At 64.1% G+C, this 21,518-nt stretch carries 18 protein-coding genes; 8 read left to right on the top strand and 10 right to left on the bottom strand.

All coding sequences use genetic code 11. The features are described from left to right. Positions 1–269 precede the first annotated feature (269 nt). Positions 270–1,484 carry an MFS transporter gene (locus THIDRDRAFT_RS11105; RefSeq protein ID WP_007040935.1) on the bottom strand — a complete coding sequence of 405 codons (1,215 nt, stop codon included), beginning with the start codon at positions 1,482–1,484 and terminating at the stop codon, positions 270–272. A gap of 231 nt (positions 1,485–1,715) precedes the next feature. Here THIDRDRAFT_RS11105 and THIDRDRAFT_RS11100 point away from each other — a divergent pair, with 231 nt between their 5' ends. Then, positions 1,716–2,288 (top strand): VOC family protein, encoded by a 573-nt coding sequence (locus THIDRDRAFT_RS11100; protein ID WP_007040934.1) that lies wholly within the window; start codon positions 1,716–1,718, stop codon positions 2,286–2,288. A 66-nt stretch (positions 2,289–2,354) separates the two neighbouring features. Further along, positions 2,355–2,747, top strand: a complete 393-nt coding sequence (locus THIDRDRAFT_RS11095) for a hypothetical protein (RefSeq protein WP_007040933.1) — start codon at positions 2,355–2,357, stop codon at positions 2,745–2,747. A 12-nt stretch (positions 2,748–2,759) separates the two neighbouring features. On the opposite strand, the gene urtE is transcribed toward THIDRDRAFT_RS11095, so the two are convergent. From urtE to argE, 8 genes are all read right to left on the bottom strand, one after another. Next, positions 2,760–3,455, bottom strand: coding sequence for an urea ABC transporter ATP-binding subunit UrtE (urtE, locus tag THIDRDRAFT_RS11090; RefSeq protein ID WP_007040932.1), 696 nt, complete (start codon positions 3,453–3,455; stop codon positions 2,760–2,762). A 218-nt stretch (positions 3,456–3,673) separates the two neighbouring features. After that, complete coding sequence (gene urtD, locus THIDRDRAFT_RS11085) at positions 3,674–4,504, bottom strand: urea ABC transporter ATP-binding protein UrtD (protein ID WP_007040931.1); 831 nt, start codon at positions 4,502–4,504, stop codon at positions 3,674–3,676. After that, positions 4,501–5,598: an urea ABC transporter permease subunit UrtC gene (gene urtC, locus THIDRDRAFT_RS11080; protein ID WP_007040930.1), complete on the bottom strand. Its 1,098-nt coding sequence runs from the start codon at positions 5,596–5,598 to the stop codon at positions 4,501–4,503. Before urtC ends, urtD begins: the two co-directional genes overlap by 4 nt. A gap of 6 nt (positions 5,599–5,604) precedes the next feature. Further along, entirely contained in the window at positions 5,605–7,233 is a 1,629-nt protein-coding gene (urtB, locus tag THIDRDRAFT_RS11075; RefSeq protein ID WP_007040929.1) for an urea ABC transporter permease subunit UrtB, read from the bottom strand. A gap of 204 nt (positions 7,234–7,437) precedes the next feature. Beyond that, complete coding sequence (gene urtA, locus THIDRDRAFT_RS11070) at positions 7,438–8,730, bottom strand: urea ABC transporter substrate-binding protein (protein ID WP_007040928.1); 1,293 nt, start codon at positions 8,728–8,730, stop codon at positions 7,438–7,440. 282 nt (positions 8,731–9,012) lie between these two features. Then, entirely contained in the window at positions 9,013–9,909 is an 897-nt protein-coding gene (ypfJ, locus tag THIDRDRAFT_RS11065) for a KPN_02809 family neutral zinc metallopeptidase (protein ID WP_007040927.1), read from the bottom strand. A 39-nt stretch (positions 9,910–9,948) separates the two neighbouring features. Continuing rightward, a complete protein-coding gene (locus THIDRDRAFT_RS11060; RefSeq protein WP_007040926.1) occupies positions 9,949–10,971 on the bottom strand; it encodes a radical SAM protein in 1,023 nt (340 codons plus the stop codon). A 95-nt stretch (positions 10,972–11,066) separates the two neighbouring features. After that, entirely contained in the window at positions 11,067–12,227 is a 1,161-nt protein-coding gene (gene argE, locus THIDRDRAFT_RS11055) for an acetylornithine deacetylase (RefSeq protein WP_040844624.1), read from the bottom strand. A 139-nt stretch (positions 12,228–12,366) separates the two neighbouring features. On the opposite strand from argE, the gene THIDRDRAFT_RS11050 reads away from it, so the two are divergent. The 5 genes from THIDRDRAFT_RS11050 to THIDRDRAFT_RS11030 all read left to right on the top strand — a co-directional run bounded on the left by THIDRDRAFT_RS11050 (position 12,367) and on the right by THIDRDRAFT_RS11030 (position 19,364). Then, complete coding sequence (locus tag THIDRDRAFT_RS11050; RefSeq protein ID WP_007040924.1) at positions 12,367–13,530, top strand: GNAT family N-acetyltransferase/peptidase C39 family protein; 1,164 nt, start codon at positions 12,367–12,369, stop codon at positions 13,528–13,530. Beyond that, complete coding sequence (locus tag THIDRDRAFT_RS11045) at positions 13,523–15,004, top strand: RimK family alpha-L-glutamate ligase (protein ID WP_007040923.1); 1,482 nt, start codon at positions 13,523–13,525, stop codon at positions 15,002–15,004. Before THIDRDRAFT_RS11050 ends, THIDRDRAFT_RS11045 begins: the two co-directional genes overlap by 8 nt. A gap of 116 nt (positions 15,005–15,120) precedes the next feature. Then, positions 15,121–16,632, top strand: coding sequence for an RsmB/NOP family class I SAM-dependent RNA methyltransferase (locus THIDRDRAFT_RS23770; RefSeq protein WP_007040922.1), 1,512 nt, complete (start codon positions 15,121–15,123; stop codon positions 16,630–16,632). Between the two features lie 138 nt (positions 16,633–16,770). Further along, positions 16,771–17,433, top strand: a complete 663-nt coding sequence (locus THIDRDRAFT_RS11035; RefSeq protein WP_007040921.1) for a carboxypeptidase-like regulatory domain-containing protein — start codon at positions 16,771–16,773, stop codon at positions 17,431–17,433. 296 nt (positions 17,434–17,729) lie between these two features. Then, a complete protein-coding gene (locus THIDRDRAFT_RS11030) occupies positions 17,730–19,364 on the top strand; it encodes a methyl-accepting chemotaxis protein (protein ID WP_007040920.1) in 1,635 nt (544 codons plus the stop codon). Positions 19,365–19,403: 39 nt separating this feature from the next. Here the strand turns inward: THIDRDRAFT_RS11030 and THIDRDRAFT_RS11025 are convergent, their stop codons facing one another. Then, positions 19,404–20,024 carry a TetR/AcrR family transcriptional regulator gene (locus tag THIDRDRAFT_RS11025; RefSeq protein ID WP_007040919.1) on the bottom strand — a complete coding sequence of 207 codons (621 nt, stop codon included), beginning with the start codon at positions 20,022–20,024 and terminating at the stop codon, positions 19,404–19,406. A 221-nt stretch (positions 20,025–20,245) separates the two neighbouring features. Here THIDRDRAFT_RS11025 and THIDRDRAFT_RS11020 point away from each other — a divergent pair, with 221 nt between their 5' ends. Beyond that, a complete protein-coding gene (locus THIDRDRAFT_RS11020; RefSeq protein ID WP_007040918.1) occupies positions 20,246–21,427 on the top strand; it encodes an efflux RND transporter periplasmic adaptor subunit in 1,182 nt (393 codons plus the stop codon). Positions 21,428–21,518: the final 91 nt, after the last annotated feature.

Genomic DNA, 21,518 nt, shown 5'->3' with positions numbered 1-21,518 from the left:
CGCCTTCCCAGGCCTTGATCATACATTGGTCCAAGACCGAGTGTCTGGATAGGCGACGAAGGGTGTGAGAAAGGTGTGGCAGGAGCAACGGGGAAGCGTTCCCATGGAAGTGCTAACTGACCGAGGGAAGCGCCGTTGCAGGGCGAGCGTGTATAAATACGTCACGGGCGGTTGTCGGCCTTTATGTGATGATTGCGATTGCCTGGTTCCGATGGTCTGCACAATGCCTGGGATGGTCAAGAGGTCTGGTCCGATCGTCTCCAGACGTGTCAGGCATGCATCGAGTCGGTCTTCAGGTGTCGGGTGCGTACCAGCCGGATCAGTACCAGGACCAGGAGTCCGCCCAGCAGCCAGAACAGGGCCGGGCCGGTCGTTAGCAGGGATGTCAGATTCTCTCGGCTCGGCCAGCCGCTCAAATTGATTCCGATGCGCAGGAAGGCGGCTACGGCCAGCGTGGCGAAGAGCAGTCCGGTGAAGGTTGCGGTCCGTCCCGGACGTCCGGATTCGGCAGCCAGACCGAAGGCGCTCGGCAGTGCGCAGCCCCAGCCGAGCCCCGCGAGCGCATAGCCGCCGATCGCCGCGCCGAGTCCGTCGAGCGTCGTTAGGGCCAGACCGGCCGCGCCGGTCAGGCAGCCGAGGATGAAGATCCGGGGCGCGCCCCAGCGCGCGCCGAGCCGTCCGGCGATGAAGACCAGCAGGCTGAAGGTTACCCAGAAGGTGGGCATCAGCCAGGGCAGGGCGCTGGGGTCGACTTCGCGCAGATAGCGTGGACCGGCATTGATGAAGAACCCGATCTGGAAGGCGAGCGCGGCGAGCAGCAGCGCCGGCAGCCAACCCCAGGCGGGAAGACGGCGTGGAGGTGCCGTCTCGGTCGCGGCCGTGGCCGGGGCGTGGCGTTCGGCGACCAGGATGCCCGAGCAGACGGCGAGCAGGGTCAGGCTGGAGATGGCGAAGGGCAGGCGCGGATCCTGGGCGGCCAGCAGCGTGCCCAGATAGGGCGAGACGGCTGCGGCCAGCCCCATGCCGAGCAGGGCCAGTCCGGCGAGTCGAGGAACGGCGGGCGTTGCGGCGTGACGCGCGAGCAGGGCGAACAGCGGTGAGCGCAGCGCCGACGAGGTCAGGACCCAAATCGCGGTGACGCAGAGGAAGAGCGCGGGGCTCACACCCGCTCCGGGCAGCAGCGGCAGGGCGAGGAAGGCGGCGCAGGAGATCGCCGTGAACGCCAGCACCCAGGGCCCGATCCGGGCATAGAGCCGGAAGGCCCGGTCCGCCAGGAAGCCAAAGGCGATGTCGAAGCAGGCGAAGAGCGCCTGGTCGGCGAGCAGGATCCAGCCGGTCCAGCGACGTGCGATGCCGACCGACTCCAGCAGTCCGGGCAGATAGAGTGCATAGACGGTCCAGGTGAGCAGCAGCAGGAACTGCAGGACGCCGAGATAGAGCCCGAGGCCGGTCGATGAACCTGTCGGTTTGGAGGTGTCGGTCATGGGCGGCTCCGAGGGGCTGGATGTGGTCGGACCGGACGCGAACGCGGTCGCATGAATGCTGTGGCGAACCCGTTAGGGACGCACGTAGCGACCAAATGGTGTCGTGGATCCTGGGAATCGACCCCGAGTGAATCGGCCCTGAACGCCGGGCCGCTTGCGTCTTGGTTCGGCAATCGGCCTCTGTCAAGATGAGGGCCTTAGTTCCCATCGATTCACTCAGGGAGGTCTTGTATGCGATTTCGAGGACTCCACCATGTCGAGTTGTCCGTCCTGGACTATGAGCGGTCGGTCGCCTTCTATGACCGCATGTTCGGCTGGCTGGGATACACCAGCTTCTGGACGCTGGACATCGGATACCGCTCCACCTACTACATGGCGCGTTTTCCCATGCCGCACAGCTATATCGGCATTCAGCCGGCACGCGGCGGCGAGCGCCTGAATCACGAGGATCAATCCACCGGGATCCACCATGTCGCGCTCTGGGCGCGCAACCGCCGCGAGGTCGACCGCTTCCATGCCGAATTCCTGCTGCGGGAGGATGTGACCGTCACCGAGGCTCCGGCCGAGTATCCGATCTATGCGCCCGGCTACTATGCAGTCTTCTTCGTCGACGCAACCGGCATCCGTTGGGAGCTGGCCTATATCCCGCGTATCCCCTCGCCCTGGGCGATCCTGCGCAGCATCAAGGCCGGGAAGGCGCTGATGCGCCAGCATCCGGAGTGGGACGGATCTCCCATGAAGGCGATGATGCGCCGACTGTCGTCCAGGGATGCCTTGGCGCAGGACCGGAGCGATCCGTCCTGATCCGGGACGGCCGTTCGCAAGCGTCCGGCCCCTGGTGTTTCCTCTTTCTTCGAGAAGGTGACGAACATGAAGTCCGTTGAACTCATGAAATCCGTTGTGGGGCTGCAATCCGTTGTGCGGCATCGCGCGTCTTTTTCACCCTTGATCGCAGCCTGCCTGATCGGTTTTCTGATCGCCTCGGGCGTGCCTGGCCGCGTGTCGGCGGGCGATCCGGGTATCCGTCAGCCGACCGGCGAAGTGAATGCCTTCTGGCATGGGTTCGCCTGGTTCGATCTCACCCCGGACGAGCAGGCGTTGTGGACGGTGCTCGGATGGGACCCCGCCAGCTGGACCGGCAAGTCGCCGGCACCGGCCTCTCAGCGGATGAAATGGAGCGCGCTGCCAACCATGGATCGACTCGTCGCGGAGAAGCTGGGTTTCGATGCGTCCAGCTGGGATTCGGGGCGCTCGGCGCCCTGAGCGCGCGGCTGGTCAAACGGTCAGATATTCACGCACCAGGGTCTCGTCGAGCTGGTCGATGCCGCCGGTCGCCACCGCGTGACCCCGGTCGAGGATGCAGAATCGATCCGCGACGCGACGCGCGAACGGCAGCTTCTGCTCCACCAGGATGACGGTCAGGCCCATCTCGCGATTGAGTTTGCGGACGATGTCGCCGATCTCCTGCACGATATTGGGCTGGATGCCCTCGGTGGGCTCGTCGAGGATCAGGAGCTTGGGATCGATCACGAGCGCGCGGCCGATAGCGAGCTGTTGCTGCTGACCGCCCGAGAGGTCGCCGCCGCGTCGTCCGAGCATCTCCTTCAGCACGGGAAAGAGCGCGAAGACGGCGTCGGGGATCTGGCGCTTGCCGTCCGGGCGTGCCGGCAGACCGATGCGCAGGTTTTCCTCGACCGTCAGCAAGGGGAAGATCTGGCGTCCCTGGGGGACATAGCCGATGCCGAGTCCGGCGCGTTTCTCCGCCGATTGTCTGAGCAGATTCTGGCCCAGATAGTCCATGCGGCCGGAGGCGACCGGCAGCAGCCCCATGATGCACTGGAGCAGGGTCGTCTTGCCGACCCCGTTACGGCCCATGATGCAGGTGCATTGGCCCTCGGGAACCTCCAGGTCGAGATCCCAGAGCGTGTGGCTCTCGCCGTAGAATTGGTTGATTGCTTGAATGCTCAGCATGGCCTGCCGGGTCTCTGTTGATTCTCGGAAACGCTGTGTGCCGATGGTGGCAATTCCCTTGCGACATCGCTCTTCGGTGAAGCGTATTGCGCCGAGAGGAATTCGCTCCATCGGTACGCATGTGAGGCGCCATCCCTGTCCTCTGATGTTGGCCGAATTCGTTCGGCGATGGCGGTATCTCCATCCGGCGCAATACGCTTCGCTATTGCGCCCTACGTCTAGCCGCCCAGGTAGACTTCGATCACGCGCGGGTCGTTCTGGACCTCGTCCATGGTCCCTTCGGCGAGCACGCTGCCCTGGTGGAGCACGGTGACCTTGTTGGCGATGGAGCGCACGAAGTCCATGTCGTGCTCCACGACCACGACCGAGTGTTTGCCGGCGAGGGATTTCAGCAGTTCGGCGGTGCGATCCATCTCCTGGTGGGTCATGCCGGCGACCGGTTCGTCGACCAGCAGCAGATAGGGATCCTGCATCAGCAGCATGCCGATCTCTAGCCACTGCTTCTGACCGTGCGACAGTGCGCCCGCGCGCTGGGCGCGGTGCTTCTGCAGACCGATGGTCTCCAGTACCTCGTCGATGCGGGTTCGCTGTTCCGCTGTCAGACGCGCCCTCAGGGTTGGCCAGACGCGTTTGTCGGCGGCCATGGCCAATTCCAGGTTCTCCATCACCGAGAGCGGCTCGAAGACCGTGGGCTTCTGGAACTTGCGCCCGATGCCGAGGCTGGCGATCTCGGGCTCGGACAGACGCAGCAGGTCGATGGTCTGGCCGAACCAGGCGGTGCCGGTGTCGGGCCGCGTCTTGCCGGTGATGATGTCCATCATGGTGGTCTTGCCGGCGCCGTTCGGCCCGATGATGCAGCGCAGCTCGCCCGCGTCGATGTAGAGGTTGAGATGGTCGATGGCGCGGAAGCCGTCGAAGGTGACCGAGATGTCCTCCAGGTAGAGGATGGTGCCGTGACTCATGTCCAGCTCTAGCCCCTGTTTGGGACGCATGAAGTCCCAGACCTGGTCGCGGCGCATGGTGGTGCGCAGGGTGTCGAGCGTCTTCATGCGGCAGCCCCCTTGCGGCGCAGCAGGCCGGCGATGCCCTGGGGCAGGAAGAGCGTGACCAGGACGAAGAGTCCGCCGAGGGCGAACAGCCAGGCGTCCGGCATGACCCCGGTGAGATAGGTCTTGCCGTAGTTGACCAGCAATGCGCCGAGCACCGCGCCGTAGAGCGTGGCGCGCCCGCCGATGGCGACCCAGACCACGATCTCGATCGAGTTGAGCGGCGAGAACTCGCCAGGGTTGATGATGCCGACCTGGGGCACGTAGAGCGCCCCGGCGATCCCGGCGAGCACGGCGGAGAAGGCGAAGATCCAGAGCTTCACCTGCTCGACCCGGTAGCCGATGAAGCGGGTGCGGCTCTCGGCGTCGCGGATGGCGACGGCGACCCGTCCCAGCTTGGAGTTGACCAGATAGCGGCAGGCCAGATAGCCGCCAGCGAGCGCCAGTGCACTGGCGATGAAGAGCCCGATCCGGGTCGCGTCCGATTGCAGATCGAATCCCAGCAGGTCCTTGAAGTCGGTCAGGCCGTTGTTGCCGCCGAAGCCCATCTCGTTGCGGAAGAAGGCCAGCATCAGGGCGTAGGTCAGTGCCTGGGTGATGATGGACAGATAGACCCCGGTGACGCGCGAGCGGAAGGTGAGCCAGCCGAAGACGAAGGCCAGGACGCCGGGCACCAGCACCACCATGAGCGCGGAGAACCAGAATTGGTCGAAGCCGTGCCAGAACCAGGGCAGCTCGTGCCAGTTGAGGAACACCATGAAGTCGGGTAGATCCGGGTTGCCGTAGACGCCGCGGTCGCCGATCTGGCGCATCAGATACATGCCCATGGCATAGCCGCCGAGGGCGAAAAAGGCGCCGTGCCCCAGGCTCAGGATGCCGAGATAGCCCCACACCAGATCGACGGCGACGGCGAGCAGGGCATAGGTCAGATACTTGCCGAGCAGGGTCACCGTGAAGGTGGAGACGTGCAGCGGGCTGTCCGTCGGGACGGCCAGGTTGAGGATCGGGACCAGGAGGGTCGTGACCGCTAGCAGGATCAGAAAGATCTGACCGCCGCGATCGAGCTGGAGCCTGCCCGTTTGGATGTCGGATCGCATGACGGATCAGCCCTCCGCCGCCCGGCCCTTCTGCGGGAAGAGTCCGCGCGGGCGTTTTTGGATGAAGAGGATGATGAAGACCAAGACCAGGATCTTGGCCAGCACGGCCCCGGCCCAGGGTTCGAGGATCTTGTTGACGACGCCGAGCGACATGCCTGCCACCAGTGTTCCCCAGAGATTCCCGACTCCGCCGAAGACCACCACCATGAAGGAGTCGATGATGTAGGTCTGCCCGAGATTGGGGCCGACGTTGGTGAGCTGGCTGAGCGCCACGCCCGCCACGCCGGCGATGCCGGAGCCGAGTCCGAAGGTCAGCGCATCCACCCGCGCCGAGCGTACCCCCATGGCGCGTGCCATGGCGCGGTTCTGCGAGACCGCGCGCACCTGCAGCCCCAGCGCCGTTTTGCGCATCACCAGATAGAGCGCGCTGAAGACGATGAGACAGAAGGCGATGATGACCATGCGGTTCATGGTCAGGGACAGGACGCTGTTGATCTGCCAGGAGCCGGACATCCAATCCGGATTGGCGACCGGTACGTTTTGGGGCGAGATGAGGGTGCGCACCAGCTGCTGCAGGATCAGGCTGATACCGAAGGTGGCGAGCAGGGTCTCCAGCGGTCGGCCGTAGAGGAAGCGGATGACGCCGCGCTCGATGAGGATGCCGACCGCCCCCGAGACCATGAAGGCCGCCGGAATCGCCAGCAGGAGCGCGAGCCCGATGTGCCCCGGCATCAGCTGCTGGACGAGATAGGTCGTGTAGGCGCCGAGCATGATCAGCTCGCCGTGGGCCATGTTGATGACCCCCATGACGCCGAAGGTGATGGCCAGCCCGATCGCTGCCAGCACCAGCACCGAGCCCAGGCTCAGGCCGAAGAAGAGCGTTTCGGCCAGGCTGTAGAGTTCGAGCTTGAACTCGATGCTGTCCTGGACCCGCTGGGCGCTCTTGAGGACCTCGGGATCGGCATCGGTTTCGATCAACCGCCGGATGGCTCCGCGCACCGCCGGATGCAGGTTGCCTTGCAGGACGTCGAGCGATTGCAGCCGCACCTCGGGGTCCGCGCTGTCGAGATCGCCCAGGGCGATCGCGGTGGTCATCGCCTCGCGCACTTCGGTGTCCGTCTCGACCTGGATGCGCTCGCGCAGCAGCTTGAGTCCGTCGTCGTCCAGGTTGGCGAGCATCTCGTTGACGCCGGACAGCCTGACGGCGGGATCCTGATGCGAGAGGTCGAGGCCGGCGATGGCCGCGCTCAGCTGGGAGCGCAGTCGGTTGTTGATGCGGATGCGCTTGAGTTCGCGCTTGGAGGCGGCGGTTCCAGCCGACTCGCCAGTCAGCGGGTCGGTGAGGTCGTAGCCATCCGCCCCCTTGGCGGCGATGACGAGCGTCCGATCGGACTTGCGCAGATAGAGATCGCTTCCCTGCAGCGCCAGCAGCAGTTGGCGCGCCTTGGGGTCGCCGCTCGCGGCAACCAGCGCCACGCCGTCTTCGAGGTTGGCGAATCTGTTCTCGGCGATCAGCGCCGCGCCCTGCTGGAAGTCGCCTGGATCGGCGAATGCGCCCGGCATCAGTGCGATCAGCAGGAGGGCGGCGATCAGCCTGGCTCGCAGACCGGTACGGCTGAGACATCTGACTGGCATGGCGGGCCCTCGAACCGCGTCCAGATCGAAGGGGCGCGATTCATGAATACGTTTGGGTACGGGGTTTTTTGAGGAGCTAGACGCCGGGCGGAGAACCGGCGCCAGCCCACCCAGGGACACGCTCGTTGCATGAAAGCGCGACCCGTGACTCGGTCCGTCCCGATCCGGCCGGTCGGCCGGATTCGGGTTGGTCGTGCTTCGCGATCAGTAGTTCTGACCGGAGCACTTCTTGGTGACGGTGTTGTAGTTGCCGCAGGAGATGGGCGGCGTCCAGTCGGCGACGATGTCCTTGCTGCCCGGCAGATAGTCGGACCAGGCGTCGCCGGGCACCTCTTTCTCGGTCTCCCAGACCACGGCGAACTGGCCGTCGTCCTGGATCTCGCCGATCAGCACCGGCTTGGTGATGTGATGGTTCTTGAGCATCACCGCCTTGCCGCCGGTCAGGTTGGGCGTCTCCAGCCCGATGATGGCCTCGGCGACCTTGTCTGGATCGGTGCTGCCGGCCTTCTCGACCGCCTTCACCCACAGATTGAAGCCGATGTAATGGGCCTCCATGGGGTCGTTGGTGACGCGGTTGTCGTCCTTGATGAAGTCATGCCAGGTGTCGATGAATGCCTCGTTCTCGGGCGTATCGACGCTCATGAAGTAGTTCCAGGCCGCAAGATGGCCGACCAGCGGCTTGGTGTCGATGCCCGAAAGCTCCTCTTCGCCCACCGAGAAGGCGACCACCGGGATGTCCTCGGACGAGATGCCCTGGTTGCCCAGCTCCTTGTAGAAGGGCACGTTGGCGTCGCCGTTGATGGTCGAGACCACGGCGGTCTTCTTGCCGGTGGCGCCGAACTTCTTGATGTCCGAGACGATGCTCTGCCAGTCGGAATGACCGAAGGGCGTGTAGTTGATCATGATGTCCGCGTCCTTGACGCCCTTGGCCTTGAGGTAGGCCTCCAGGATCTTGTTGGTGGTGCGCGGATAGACATAGTCCGTGCCCGCCAGGACCCAGCGTTCCACGCCCAGGTCGTTCATCAGATAGTCGACCGCCGGGATTGCCTGCTGGTTGGGCGCGGCGCCGGTGTAGAAGACGTTCTTCGAGGACTCCTCGCCTTCGTACTGCACCGGATAGAAGAGCAGGCCATCCAGCTCCTCGAACACCGGCAGCACCGACTTGCGCGAGACCGAGGTCCAGCAGCCGAAGACCGCTGCGACCTTGTCCTTCTCCAGCAGTTCGCGCGCCTTCTCGGCGAACAGCGGCCAGTTTGAGGCTGGATCCACGACGACGGGTTCGAGCTTCTTGCCGAGCAGACCGCCCTTCTTGTTCTGCTCGTCGATGAGCATCAGCATGGTGTCCTTCAGCGTGGTCTCGCTGATCGCCATGGTGCCCGAGAGCGAATGGAGGATGCCGACCTTGATGGTGTCGGCAGCCGAGGCGACCGACGAGAGGCCGATCGAGAGTGCGGCAGCCAATGCTGCGGCAGAGACGCGAAGCCTGCTTTTCGACATAGACGCATATCTCCTGATGGGTGGATTCAAGCGCTCGTTCGAATGCGTCTTAAGCAGAGGTTATGCCATCTTCATGTGGCGCTTGTGCCCTGGTCCTCCGAGCCGTGATTCTTGACATTTCTAGGTTGTTTTAAGCCCCAGATTAGTGCCAAGCGCTGTGCTATTGCCCTATTTGTGTGCGAAGCGCCGAGGGCTGTTGCACCAAGGTTGGTCTCCTGCTGTCTTCCTCGGGTTTCGCTGCGCTGCCTCCGGGCTCCTTCGCGTCGGGCCGCCGCGATCCAATCAAAGCTGCTTGGCGGAGAAGGTGTCGCATGCGCCGATGTCGCCGTCCTGGAATCCGCGCTTGAACCAGCGCACGCGCTGCGTCGAGCTGCCGTGGGTGAAGCTGTCGGGTGTGACTCGGCCCTGCGACTGACGTTGGAGCCGGTCGTCGCCGATGGCGGAGGCGGCTCGCAGTCCCTCTTCGAGGTCGCCGGGCTCCAGGATGTCGCGCGAGACATGGGCGCGGTGCGCCCAGAGACCGGCGAAACAGTCGGCTTGGAGCTCCAGCCGGACGGAGAGCGCGTTGGCCTGGGTTCGGCTGGCCTTCTGCTGGGCGTTATGCACCTTGGTCGAGATGCCGAGCAGGTTCTGGACGTGATGGCCGACCTCGTGAGCGATGACATAGGCCTGGGCGAAATCGCCCGGCGCGCCGAAGCGCTCGCGCAGGTCGTCGTAGAAGGACAGGTCGATATAGACCTTGCGGTCGGCCGGACAATAGAAGGGTCCCATGGCCGCCTGTCCGAGTCCGCAGGCCGAGCGGGTCGCGCCGCTGAAGAGAACCAGGTGCGGATCGCTGTAGCCCTTGCCATGCTCGCGGAAAACCTGAGTCCAGGTGTCCTCCGTGTCGGCCAGCACGACCGAGACGAAGTCGGCGAGCTGGTCCTGACCGGCCGGATGGCTAGCGGCAGGCGGTGTCGTTTGATGACTGCTCGGCGTGGTGTCGATGGGCAGCCGGTCGAGTTGCGACAGCAGCTGGCTCGGATCGACCCCGAGTAGGAGCAGAACCACCACCACGAGGATGCCGCCGACTCCTCCGCGAATGCCGAGCCGTGGTCCGAAACCCGAGGGTCGGCCGCTGAAGCCCTCGTCCCGTCGGTCCTCAATGTTGTCGCTACGGCGACCGTCTTCCCAGCGCATTGGATGACCTATTCGATCGGTTGTGATCGGCGCCGTCGTCTAGCCGAACGCGCGCCAGCGCTTCAGACGCCCCTTGATGTCATCTAGCATGCCATTCGTCCCGAGATCGGTCGAGATGTCCGAGCGGTCTTCTGGGGATGCTTCGGGAGATTCCGTTTCCTGGGGTGCCTTCAACCGGACGCTCAGTGCGTGCAGCAGGCGTTTGCGATCCGCTGTGGTCGCGTCCCGTCGCGGGAAGGTGCAGCTCGGGCACAGCGGGTGCGCATAGCGTCTGACGAGGATTTCATCGCGGGTGAGATCGAGATAGGGGCCGATTTCGAGCGCCGGGTAGTTGGGATTGGCGCAGCAGAGCGAGACCATGCCGTTGGCGTCCACCGCGACTGTATCCATGATCAAGGGGCAGACCTCGCCGTCGTGCATCTGGAGCCTGGCCGGCGAATAGTCCCGCAGCCGCTTCAGGAAGCTTTCTTGATGGGCATAGTTGCTGACAGGGTTGTCCGCCGTTCCGACACCCTGGAGCGGTTCGAAAGCGAATCCCAGCCATTGCGCATAGTCTGCGACCAAGGGTTCCTGTTCCCGGTTGTGATCGAATCGCAGGAAGCGCAGCAGGATCTGGGTCTTGATCGGCTCTTGGGCCATGAGCTGGGATATGTGTTCCAGGTTGGCCTTCACCATGGCGAGATCGCCGCCTCGGTGGTTGATCTGGTGGATCTCCTGGGTAAAGCCGGAGACCGAGACGATCAGCTTGTTCAGCCCGGCCCTCAGCGACTCCTCGATCAGCGCGGTGCGCCCGCGAAAGGAGAGGGTGGTCGAGACTTCGCAATGGAGGCCGAGCGATTTGACCACTCGGATGTAGTCGGCGATCCGGGCATTGAGAAAGGGTTCGGTCCAGTTGTAGAGACCGACGTTTTCGTAACCCTCGTGTTTGGCCTTTTCGACGATACGTTCGAACTGCTCCATCGGGATTCGGCGCGAACTGTTCGGCAGCAATCGGGTGCCCCGGACGCAGGTGGGGCATTTCATGTGACAGGCGTCGATCAGATCGACATAGATGATGGACATGGGCATCCTCCTGATGCATTGAGTGAGCGGGCGATGTCTGTGCGACAGGCCGCCACGCTTTCGCGTTCGGTCGAGCGTTTCCGGTGCGCGCGGTTTCAGTTCGGGCGTAGACAGAGCCGCTGGATCAGCGATCGCAGGATGCCGAGCATGGGATCGATACGCTCAAGCGACAGATACTCGTCCGGCTGATGGGCCTGGGCGATGTCGCCTGGTCCGAGCACCAGGGTCTCCATCCCAAGCTGATTGAGGAAGGGCGCTTCGGTGCCGAAGCTGACCGATTCGGCCGCGTGTCCGGTCAGCTCCTCGCAGACGCGCACGATGGTCGAGTCGGCCGGGGTCTCGGCGGGCGGGATGGCCTCGAACAGTGGGGCGACCGACCATTGCAGGCCACGCTGCTCTCCCACCTGGGCGACGCGTTGCTTCAGTTCGGCGCGCAAATCGGCTGGATCCAGTCCCGGCAGCACCCGCAGGTCGAGATGCAGCTCGCACTCGCCGCAGATGCGGTTCGGGTTGTCGCCGCCGTGGATGTGGCCCAGATTGATGGTCGGGTAGGGCACCTTGAAGGCTGGATGATGGTGTTCGCGCTGCAACGCGTCGCGCCAGGTCAGGACTGCGCCGAGCACCTCGTGCATGCCCTCCAGTGCATTGTTGCCCAGGCTCGGGTCGCTCGCGTGCCCGCTGCGCCCGATCAGGCGCACCGCCTCGCCCATGACGCCCTTGTGCAGACGCACCGGACGCAGTCCGGTGGGTTCGCCGATGACGGCGTAGCGTCCGAGCGGACGTCCCGCGTCCGCCAGTGCGCGCGCGCCATTCATGGCCGACTCCTCGTCGGCCGTGGCCAGGATCATCAGCGGTCGGTCCAGATCGTGCGCCGCCAGTCCCCGCGCCGCCTCCAGGGCGAGGGCGAAGAAGGACTTCATGTCGGTGATGCCGAGCCCGTAATAGCGTCCGTCCGCCTCGGTCAGCTTGAGCGGGTCATGGGTCCAGAGCGGCGCGTCGAAGGGGACGGTGTCCGTGTGCCCAGACAGCACCAGTCCGCCGGGGCCGGTGCCCATGGTGCCGAGGAGATTGAATTTATCCGGATGACCCGGGATCGGAAGGATCTCGACCCGAAATCCAGCCGACTCCAGCCAGCCGGCGAGCAGATCGATCAGCGGTCGGTTGCTGTGGTCGAAATCCGGTGTGACGCTGCTCACCGAGAGTGTGCCGACGAGTTCGGCGAGCATGCGGGTGAGCGTTGGAGCCTCTGTGGTCATGGCGGTCTGGGTCTCGGCGAAGGGGCAGTGCGTTTGGTGGGCTACTGAGCAGGCGCGCATCGTGCGCGCGTCCGGCTTGCATTTTTGCGGGCGCTCTGTAGATTGATCTCAGCTTATCCCTCTGTCCGATCCGTCGCCAGTGTCGACCCCTTCCACGACCGCATTCGTCTCATTGAATCCTCCAGCGCCCTCTGTTCGTCCAGCCGTCCTGAGCGATTTGGGCGCCCTGCTGCGGCTTGAAAATGCCTGTTTCGAGACCGACCGCATCAATCGGCGTCAGTTCCGCTATCTGCTCACGCGCGGTCGGGCCAGAACCCTGGTGGTCGAACTCGACGGCCTGCTGCTCGGCTACGTCCTGCTGCTGTTCAGCCGCGCCACCTCGGTGGCCCGCATCTACTCGATTGCGGTTGCCGCCCAGGCGCGCGGACGGGGCGTCGGTCGGATGCTGGTGACGGCCGCCGAGGATGTCGCCTGGGAGGAGGATCGCGCCTATCTGCGACTGGAGATCCGGCGCGACAATCTGGCCTCTCAGGCCCTGTTCGAGGGGGCCGGTTACCGGCGCTTCGGGGTCCTCTCGGACTATTACGAGGACCACATGGAGGCGTTGCGCTACGAGAAGACGCTCTCGCCCGGTCTGCAGGCCGATCTGAAACGGGTGCCCTTCTACGAGCAGACCCTGGATTTCACCTGTGGTCCCTCATCGCTGATGATGGCGATGCAGGCGCTGCGTCCCTCGCTCGAGCTCAATCGCACGCTCGAACTGCGCATCTGGCGCGAGTCGACCACCATCTTCATGACCTCGGGACATGGCGGCTGCGGTCCGCTCGGGCTGGCGTTGGCGGCCCATCATCGCGGTTTCGTGGTCGACCTCTTCGTCAACGACATCGGGGTGCCGTTGGTGGATTCGGTACGCAGCCCCGAGAAGAAAGAGGTGATGCGCCTGGTCCACGAGGACATGCTGGCCGAGGCGGGCGGGCTCGGGATCCCAATCAATTACGAGACGCTCGGCATCGAGGACCTCCAGGCGCGCTGGGACGCCGGTGCCGTGCCTCTGGTGCTCATCAGTTCCTACCGTATCTATCAGGAAAAATTTCCTCATTGGGTCGTGGTCACCGGCTTTGACGAGCACTTCGTCTATGTCCACGATCCCTACGTCGACTACGAGAACGGAGAGTCCACGCTGGATTCCATCGACATGCCCATTCAACGCGACGAATTCACCCGCATGGCCCGCTACGGTCGGGTCGGGCTGCAGGCCGTCGTCCTGGTTCAGGAGCGCGCGGGAATCGACCAGGATGGCTGAGCACATTCTTTTGGTGGAACAGCAGGGCGACTGGAAGCCCGGCTATCCAAACATGCCCGTGGTGACGGCGCGGGACTATCTGGCCGGCGGCGAACTGGCGGCGAAGCGCGATCTGCGGGTCATCAATCTGTGCCGCAGCTACCGCTATCTCTCGGTTGGCTACTATTGTTCGCTGCTGGCCGAGGCGCGTGGTCACAAGGTGATCCCGAGCGTGCGCACCATGCAGGAACTCTCCAGTCGCGAGCTCTATACCCTGGCCACGGAGGAGCTGGACGCGCTCGCCCAGCGGTTGCTGGCGCGGCGTAAGACGAACGCGCTGGTTCCGACCGCCTATGAGCTGACCATTTGCTTCGGTCACTGCGATGTCAAGGAGCTGCAATCGCTGGCCAGGCGTATCTTCGAGACCTTTCGCTGTCCGCTCCTCAAGGTGGAGTTCAGGCTGAACGGCACCTGGCGCATCGGCGCCATCAAGGCGCTGCCGTTGACCTCGGTGGCGCCCGAGGGCGAGGCGCAGTTGTTCGCAGCCATGGAGGTCTATCTGTCGCGGCGCTGGCGCCAGCCGCGCGCGCGTTTGTCCTATCGCTACGATCTCGCCATTCTCTACGATCCGGACGAGGATCTGCCGCCCTCCGACGCCAAGGCGCTCACCCGCTTCGTCAAGGCCGGCAAGGCGCTGGGCGTCAATGTCGAGCTCATCCAGCGCAAGGACTACAGTCGTCTCGCCGAGTACGATGCGCTCTTCATCCGCGAGACCACGCGCATTGGCCATCACACCTTCCGGTTTGCCAAGAAGGCGGACAGCGAGGGGCTGGTGGTGATCGACGATCCGGATTCCATCCTGCGCTGCACCAACAAGGTCTATCTGGCCGAACTGCTCGCCGCGCACCGTATTCCGCGTCCCAAGACACTGGTGCTGCGCAAGGAGAACCTGCTCGATGCCGAGGCGCAGATCGGCTATCCGGTGGTGCTCAAGATCCCAGAAGGCTCCTTCTCGCGCGGCGTTTTCAAGGCCGAGGACCGCCCCGGTCTGACCCGAATCGCGACCAAACTGTTCAAGGAGTCGGATCTGATCCTGGCCCAGGAATATCTCTATACCCCGTTCGATTGGCGTATCGGTGTGCTCGGCCGCAAGCCCTTCTATGCCTGCAAATACCTGATGACCCGCGATCACTGGCAGATCGTCAAGCACGAGGCCGACGGCGGACACGAGGAGGGCGGGTTCGAGACGCTTGCGCTCGAGTCGGTTCCGCCGGCGGTGCTCAAGACGGCCCTGCGCGCGGCCGATCTGATCGGTGACGGTCTCTACGGCGTGGATCTCAAGGAGACGCCCGCCGGGCCGGTGGTGATCGAGGTCAACGACAATCCGAGCCTGGACGCCGACGTCGAGGACAAGATCCTGGGCGACCAGCTCTATTCGCAGCTGATTGCCGAGTTCGTTGCGCGATTGGATCGTCGTCGCGGGGGGAAGGGGTGAAGGAGCGGTCAGCCTCCTGCTGCCAGCTTTCAGCCGCCAGCCTTCAGCTTCAATCGTTCCAAAATAGGGCCGTCAACGGTTTGCTGGCGGCCGATCGCTCTTTATCAGGCTGAATCATGACGCAATTGAAGAGAACCGCCCGCAACAGTGAGGCATCCCTGTGCACCCCGGACGCGATCGCCGATTCGCTCCTGGCACGTTATCGCGATCTGGTGGACGATTGGGATGCCTTCGCCGCCGCGCTGGGGCGTGCGTTGCCGACCTGCGTCTGGGCCAATCCGACCCGGATCACGCCAGAGGCGCTTGGCTTGCTGTTGGCCGAGGACGGTATCGAGTCGGTCCCTCAGCCGAATCTGCCACGGGCGTTGTCCTTGGCCCCTGGGGTGAAGACAGGCCAGCGCTGGTGGTATTGCGCGGGTCTGGCCCACGCCCAGGAGTCTGTGTCTCAGCTTCCGGCGCTACTGCTCGATCTCAAACCCGGACAGCGGGTGCTGGATATGTGCGCGGCGCCCGGTGGCAAGACCGCGCAGATCGCTTTCGGGCTCGACAACCGGGGCACCCTCGTTGCCAACGACATCGCCTATGCGCGCATCAAGGCGCTGCAGGGCAATCTCGATCGGCTGGGCGTGGTCAACGTCACCACCACCTGTCGCGACGCCGCCAACTGGCCGACGGCGAGCGGACAGTTCGATCGCATTCTGGTGGATGCGCCCTGTTCCAGCGAGGGGACCCTGAGACGCAATCCATCGCTGCTGGCGCGGCTCGATCTGTCGAACGCGCAGCGGCTCGGGCCGCGCCAGCGCGGTTTGCTGCGCAAGGCGGTCCAGCGCTGCCGGCCCGGCGGACGGATCCTCTATTCGACCTGCACCTTCGCGCCGGAGGAGAACGAGCTGGTGGTGGCCGACATCCTGGCCGAGTTTCCCGGGATGCTGCGTCTGCTGCCGGTCTCGGTTCCCGGCTGGATCGCGAGCCCTGGAATCCGTGTCTGGGAGGGGCGCGAGCTGTCGCCCGAACTCGGGCGCTGTCTGCGCTTCTGGCCCCATCACAACGACAGCGGCGGGTTCTTCATCGCCGTGTTGGAAAAGGATGCCTCGGCGCCTGCCGAGCCGGAACCGGTTCTGGCTCCGATGGACACGGCCGACAGTGCCGAGTGGCTTGCCGGTCTGTCCTTCAAGTTCGGGTTGTCCGACGACTATTGGAGCGCCTATCGCGTGAACCGCCAGACCCGCCGAGGTCTGCATCTGATGGCGGCCGATCATGCGCCGCCCGCTCAGCCGCCGGCGGCCGGAAGCGGGCTCTTCTTCCACCGCACCAACGCCCGTCCGCCCAAGCCCACCACGGGTGGGGCCATGCTGTTCGGGCGCGATGTGGGTCAGTTCATTCTGGATCTCTCACGGCCGCAGCGCGATGCCTATCTGCGTCGCGAGACCTTTGCGCCTACGCCCGAGCAATGGGCATCCTGCACGCCGGGGCAGGTGATGGTTCGCTATCGTGGCCATATCCTGGGGATCGCCGTGATGCACCGCTCGGGTGTCATCGAAAGCCAGTTTCCGAGCCGCTGGAGCGCCGGTTTGGCCGCCGCGTCGGCGGTGTCCGATGTCTCGGACAAGGAGGATGCGGGTGGCTGACGGTAGCCTGGCCTCGGCCCGTCCGGCGGTTGTGGCTTGCGGTCTGTCTCCGCGCCGCCCCGCGTGCAAAAATTCCCGCTGGTCGCTGTCTCTCATTCATTTTCGCAGGGCCGTTGAGGTCTGTACTGGAGGTCGACGATGACTCGACAGGGTCGGATGTGTTTGCTGTTACCCCTTTTGATGATCGGCGCTCAGGCCGTCTGGGCTCAGGATCCGGCTGGCGAGAGGCGTCCCGAGCCGAGGGCGGTCGAATCGAGCCCGGCCGAATGGGCGATCGCCCCGCCGGGTACCCGCATGCCCGAGGGCAGCCGCATCCCGGAGGATGCCGTGCTGCCGGATGGAACCGTGTTGCAGGACGCCGTGACCCTGCCGGCGGGGACCATCCTGCCCGGTGGTGCCATTCTGCCCAAGACGGCTGCTCCCGAGGCGGCTCCAGCCCAGGCACCGAGCGCCCCGGCTGCGCCCGAGGAGCCGGAGGTGGCGTCGGGCGTGCCCTATATCAGCGGAGGGATCGGCGCCTCGGGCCGCGAGGAGATGCAGGAGCTCAAGTCCAAGTTCAATCTACGTCTGTTGTTTGCGATACAGGGCTCGGGCGAATATCTGGCCGACGTCAAGGTGCGCATCGACGATGCCTCTGGGCCGACGCTGCTGACGGCCGTCTCACAGGGGCCCTGGTTCTATGCGAGCCTGGCGCCTGGACGTTATCGGCTAACGGTCGATAATGCGGGGCAATCCCAGACCCGCGAGGTGACGGTGCGCGAAGGCAGGGCGACGGAGCAGTCCTTCTATTGGGCGCCTTGAACGATCCCGAGCGGTTCCCTTCTTAGGCATGCCGAGGTTGCGTTCGCAGTTTTTGTAAAGCACATGGTTGGAGTTTCGTTTCCGATTGCGGTCCGATTGTTTCCATCAATGGGTCGTGCCGCATCGGGGCGAATTTTTGGTTGGCGGTTCCGTCTCAGCGTCTGGCGCACTCTGGGCTTCTAGCGGTGCGGGATCGCTGTTTCGGAGCAGAGGGGGAATGCTGGATTCAGTGCCGATTCGCTCTGCTTCATCAAGGGTCGTGTCACGAGTGATGACCGACCGAAAGAGAGTGAATCATGAAATGGATCGATAACGCGAAGATCAGCGCCAAGCTTGCCACGATGGCCTTGGTTCCCAGCTTCGCGATGTTGCTGATCGGCGGTGTCACACTGCACCTTCTGGGGCAGGTCAATGCGGGGGTGGATCGCATCTACCTCGATCGGGTGGTGCCGCTGAAGGAGTTGAAGGGGATCGCCGACGACTATGCGGTCGATGTGATCGATGCGGTCAACAAGGCCAATGCGGGTCGCTTCACGGCGCAAGAGGCGCTGAATCGTGTCGAGGAGGCGCAGTCTCTGATTCGCGAACGCTGGAGTGCCTATCTCAAGTCGGATCTCACGGCCGATGAGATGCGCCTCGTAGACGAAGCCCGGAAGCTCTTCGATGATGCGGACGCCATGATCCAACGGTTGGTCGTCCATTTGCGAGGGAAGCAAGGGCGAATCAGCGGTCAGCTGAACGATTTCGATGGACCGCTCTACGCTGTGATCGATCCGATCAGCGACAAGCTGACCGAGCTAGTGGATCTTCAGTTGAGCGTGGCGCATGACGAAAGCGAGTACGCCCATGGGATCTATCGGCAGTCGATGTTGCTGTTCGGACTCCTGTCGGGAGGGGCCATTTTGGTCGTCGTGCTGTTGGGCTGGGTCTTCTACCGCTCCATCACCGGCCAGCTCGGGCATTTGCATGCCGCCATGCAGCAGATCCTGCATCAATCGGATCTGTCTCAGGCGACCTCGCTCGATATTCCTAACGAGATCGGCGACATCGCCAAGGACTTCGACCGCATGGTCGATCGTCTGAGGGGGCTGGTCGAGCGTGTCGGTGGATCCGCCGTGACGCTGTCCGGCTCGGCGCAACAGATGGCCGACAGTCTGCAGGAAGCGCGCGAGACGGCGCACCGGCAGAACCAGGAAACGGATCAAGTGGCTACCGCCATGCATGAGATGACGGCCACGGCGGTCGAGGTGGCCGCCAATACGGCTTCGGCCGCAGAATCGGCCGAGCGCTCCAAGGATCTGGCCGGACAGGGACGCGAATCGGTTCAGGACACTATCGACTCCATGTCGGTGACGGTCGAGCATATCGGTGCCGTGGCCGAGACCATCGTCGCTCTGGAGACGCATGCGGGCACGATCGGCAAGATCCTGGATGTCATTCAGGGCGTGACGGCCCAGACCAATCTGCTGGCGCTCAATGCCGCGATCGAGGCGGCGCGCGCCGGCGAGCAGGGTCGGGGATTCGCCGTCGTCGCCGACGAGGTGCGTACCTTGGCCCGGCGTACCCAGGCATCGGCGCTCGAAATCGAGGACATGGTGGTCCAGTTGCAGAGCACGACGCATCAGGCGGGCGAGCAGATGGCGCGCAGTCGCGACAGTGCCGAGTCATCGATGGAAGCGGCGACCAAGGCGGGTCGGTCGCTGGAAGAGATCACCGAGGCGGTCGACGCCATCACCGCAACCATGACTCAGATCGCCAGCGCCGCCGAGGAACAGACGGCGGTTGCGAGCGAGATCAGCAAGGGCGTCGTGGCGATCAGCGATGCCGCGCATCAGTCCAGCGCTGGGATGACTCAGCTGGAGTCTGCTGGTCAGGCGTTGGAGCGGCTCGCCGATGAATTGCGGGGAGAGGCGACCGGCTTTCGAACCTGATCGCAGTCTTGTGAGTCGGGCAGGGGGTGACGGTTCGGCTCACAGCAGCGCGCGCATCACCTTGCGCAGCAAGGGCGTCAGCGCCTCGCGGTCGAGTTCAGGGTGTGAGATGGCGCGCGTGGAGAGTCCGTCGAACAGGGCCATGAGGATTTCCGTTTCGGCCACCATCGATTCTGTCTGCGTCTTCGGATCTCGCGTCTCTTGACCGCTGGTGCGGGCTTGCCGCGCCTTCTGGGTCACCCTGATGAGACAGTCGCGCTTGATGCGGTCGGCTTCGATCAGAATGGAGGCCACCGCCGGATTGCGGGCGGCCTCGGCGAAGATTTCCAATTCGAGCGCCGCAGATTCGCGGTCGGTCTTCTCCTTGAGTCCGATATCGACCCGATCGAGCAGGGCTTGGAAGACGTCTTCCGTGCTATCGAAGTGTCGCGCCATTTCCTGGGCGCATTCCAGTCGCCGTTCGATCAGGGCGGCGATGATCGCCTCCTTGTTCTCGAAGAAATGATAGATATGACCGGGACTCATGCCGGCCTCCTTGGAGAGCTTGGCGATGCTGGAGCCGTGGAAACCCTCGCGGGCGAAACAGACGGCCGCAGCGTCTAGGATCTGTTCACGTCGTGCCTCGCAACGCGGTAGGGCCGAGGTGGGTGTGTTCGGCATTATGGTCCTCCAGGTCGTTGATTCATGTCGGCCAAGTGGCCGGCGGCGGTGCTTGTTTCCCCAGAGCGGGGCGGTCTCACTGCCCAGTCGTCGATTGAGATGCATTTCCGATATTCTAGGCTTGACGCATCCAGTTTTGCCGACTAGATTGAACGTTCATTCTAGAATGAACGTTCATTCTCTCAAAGATCAAATTGCTGAAGACCAGACACGAGGTGACCATGAAGTTCGTAAATCGTCAGCCAGACGCGACCCTGTCGTTCGCGCTCGCGGCCGCGCTCTTCGTGGTCGGCTGCGGTCTGCAGGCGCATGCGGCTGGACCCGGTGGTCCGGCAACGGTCGGCGTGGTGCGTATCGAGGCGCATCCGGCCGTGTTGACCACGGAGCTTCCGGGACGCACGACGCCTTACCAGATCGCCGAGGTGCGTCCACAGGTTGGCGGCATCATTCAGGAGCGCAAATTCAAGGAGGGCGGTCAGATCGAGGCCGGTGAGGTGCTCTATCAGATCGATCCTGCGGTCTATCAGGCTACCTACGACAGCGCCAAGGCATCCCTCGCGCGCTCGGAGGCGACCCTGGCCCGGGCGCGTCTCAAGGCCGATCGCTATGCCAATCTGCTCAAGGCCAACGCGGTCAGTCAGGAGGACTACGACGACGCGGAGGCGGCACTCAAGGAGGCGATCGCCAGCGTTGCGGTCGATCAGGCCGACCTGGTCAGCGCGCGCATCAATCTGGACTACACCCGGGTGACCTCGCCGATCGCAGGTCGGATCGGGCGTTCTGCGGTGACCCAGGGCGCGTTGGTGACGGCCTATCAGGATCTGGCGCTCGCGACCGTTCAGCAGCTCGATCCCATCTATGTCGATCTGACGCAGTCGAGCGCTCAGTTGCTGCGTCTGCGTCGTGCCTTGGAGGATGGCGATCTGCAAGGCCCGGATGGTAAACAGCCCAAGGTAACGCTCATCCTTGAGGACGGGTCGGCCTATCCGCTGCCTGGACGTCTGGAGTTCAGCGAGGTGACAGTCGATCAGGGCACGGGCGCGGTGACCATGCGCGCGACCTTTCCCAATCCGGATGACCTGTTGCTTCCCGGCATGTTCGTGCGTGCCACCGTGGAGGAGGGCATACGGCCAGATGCCATTCTCGCGCCCCAGCAGGGTGTTCAGCGCGATCGGCGGGGCGACCCCTTCGCCCTGGTGTTGAGCGAGGACGGGACCGTCGAGCAGCGCAAGCTGGAGACCAATCGCGCCATGGGCGATCGCTGGCTGATCGATTCCGGCCTGAAGCCGGGGGATCGGTTGATCGTCGACGGCATCCAGATGGTGCGCCCAGGCGCCAAGGCACAGGCCGTCGATCGCAGCGCGGACCCGGAATTCGCCACGACGCCGCAGAACGCTGAATAAAAGCGGCCAGCCGCCATCGATCAACCTCCAGCGTATTTTGCCGATGCCTTCGCTGTATTGAAGTCTTCAACCAACGCAAGGACCCCTGGAG

This window comes from Thiorhodococcus drewsii AZ1 (assembly GCF_000224065.1).
Classification (GTDB): domain Bacteria; phylum Pseudomonadota; class Gammaproteobacteria; order Chromatiales; family Chromatiaceae; genus Imhoffiella; species Imhoffiella drewsii.
The sequence above is the reverse complement of the archived record's forward strand: the minus strand, read 5'-3'. Positions and strand labels throughout refer to the sequence as shown.

Bases quoted from the DNA above. Each gene is read 5' to 3' on its own strand.
- THIDRDRAFT_RS11025 (WP_007040919.1), bottom strand. From the start codon at position 20,024: ATGCCGAACACACCCACCTCGGCCCTACCGCGTTGCGAGGCACGACGT.
- THIDRDRAFT_RS11035 (WP_007040921.1), top strand. From the start codon at position 16,771: ATGACTCGACAGGGTCGGATGTGTTTGCTGTTACCCCTTTTGATGATC.
- urtC (WP_007040930.1), bottom strand. From the start codon at position 5,598: ATGCGATCCGACATCCAAACGGGCAGGCTCCAGCTCGATCGCGGCGGT.
- THIDRDRAFT_RS11060 (WP_007040926.1), bottom strand. From the start codon at position 10,971: ATGTCCATCATCTATGTCGATCTGATCGACGCCTGTCACATGAAATGC.
- urtB (WP_007040929.1), bottom strand. From the start codon at position 7,233: ATGCCAGTCAGATGTCTCAGCCGTACCGGTCTGCGAGCCAGGCTGATC.
- urtD (WP_007040931.1), bottom strand. From the start codon at position 4,504: ATGAAGACGCTCGACACCCTGCGCACCACCATGCGCCGCGACCAGGTC.
- THIDRDRAFT_RS11095 (WP_007040933.1), top strand. From the start codon at position 2,355: ATGAAGTCCGTTGAACTCATGAAATCCGTTGTGGGGCTGCAATCCGTT.
- urtA (WP_007040928.1), bottom strand. From the start codon at position 8,730: ATGTCGAAAAGCAGGCTTCGCGTCTCTGCCGCAGCATTGGCTGCCGCA.
- THIDRDRAFT_RS11105 (WP_007040935.1), bottom strand. From the start codon at position 1,484: ATGACCGACACCTCCAAACCGACAGGTTCATCGACCGGCCTCGGGCTC.
- argE (WP_040844624.1), bottom strand. From the start codon at position 12,227: ATGACCACAGAGGCTCCAACGCTCACCCGCATGCTCGCCGAACTCGTC.
- THIDRDRAFT_RS11020 (WP_007040918.1), top strand. From the start codon at position 20,246: ATGAAGTTCGTAAATCGTCAGCCAGACGCGACCCTGTCGTTCGCGCTC.
- THIDRDRAFT_RS11100 (WP_007040934.1), top strand. From the start codon at position 1,716: ATGCGATTTCGAGGACTCCACCATGTCGAGTTGTCCGTCCTGGACTAT.
- ypfJ (WP_007040927.1), bottom strand. From the start codon at position 9,909: ATGCGCTGGGAAGACGGTCGCCGTAGCGACAACATTGAGGACCGACGG.
- THIDRDRAFT_RS23770 (WP_007040922.1), top strand. From the start codon at position 15,121: ATGACGCAATTGAAGAGAACCGCCCGCAACAGTGAGGCATCCCTGTGC.
- THIDRDRAFT_RS11045 (WP_007040923.1), top strand. From the start codon at position 13,523: ATGGCTGAGCACATTCTTTTGGTGGAACAGCAGGGCGACTGGAAGCCC.
- THIDRDRAFT_RS11030 (WP_007040920.1), top strand. From the start codon at position 17,730: ATGAAATGGATCGATAACGCGAAGATCAGCGCCAAGCTTGCCACGATG.
- urtE (WP_007040932.1), bottom strand. From the start codon at position 3,455: ATGCTGAGCATTCAAGCAATCAACCAATTCTACGGCGAGAGCCACACG.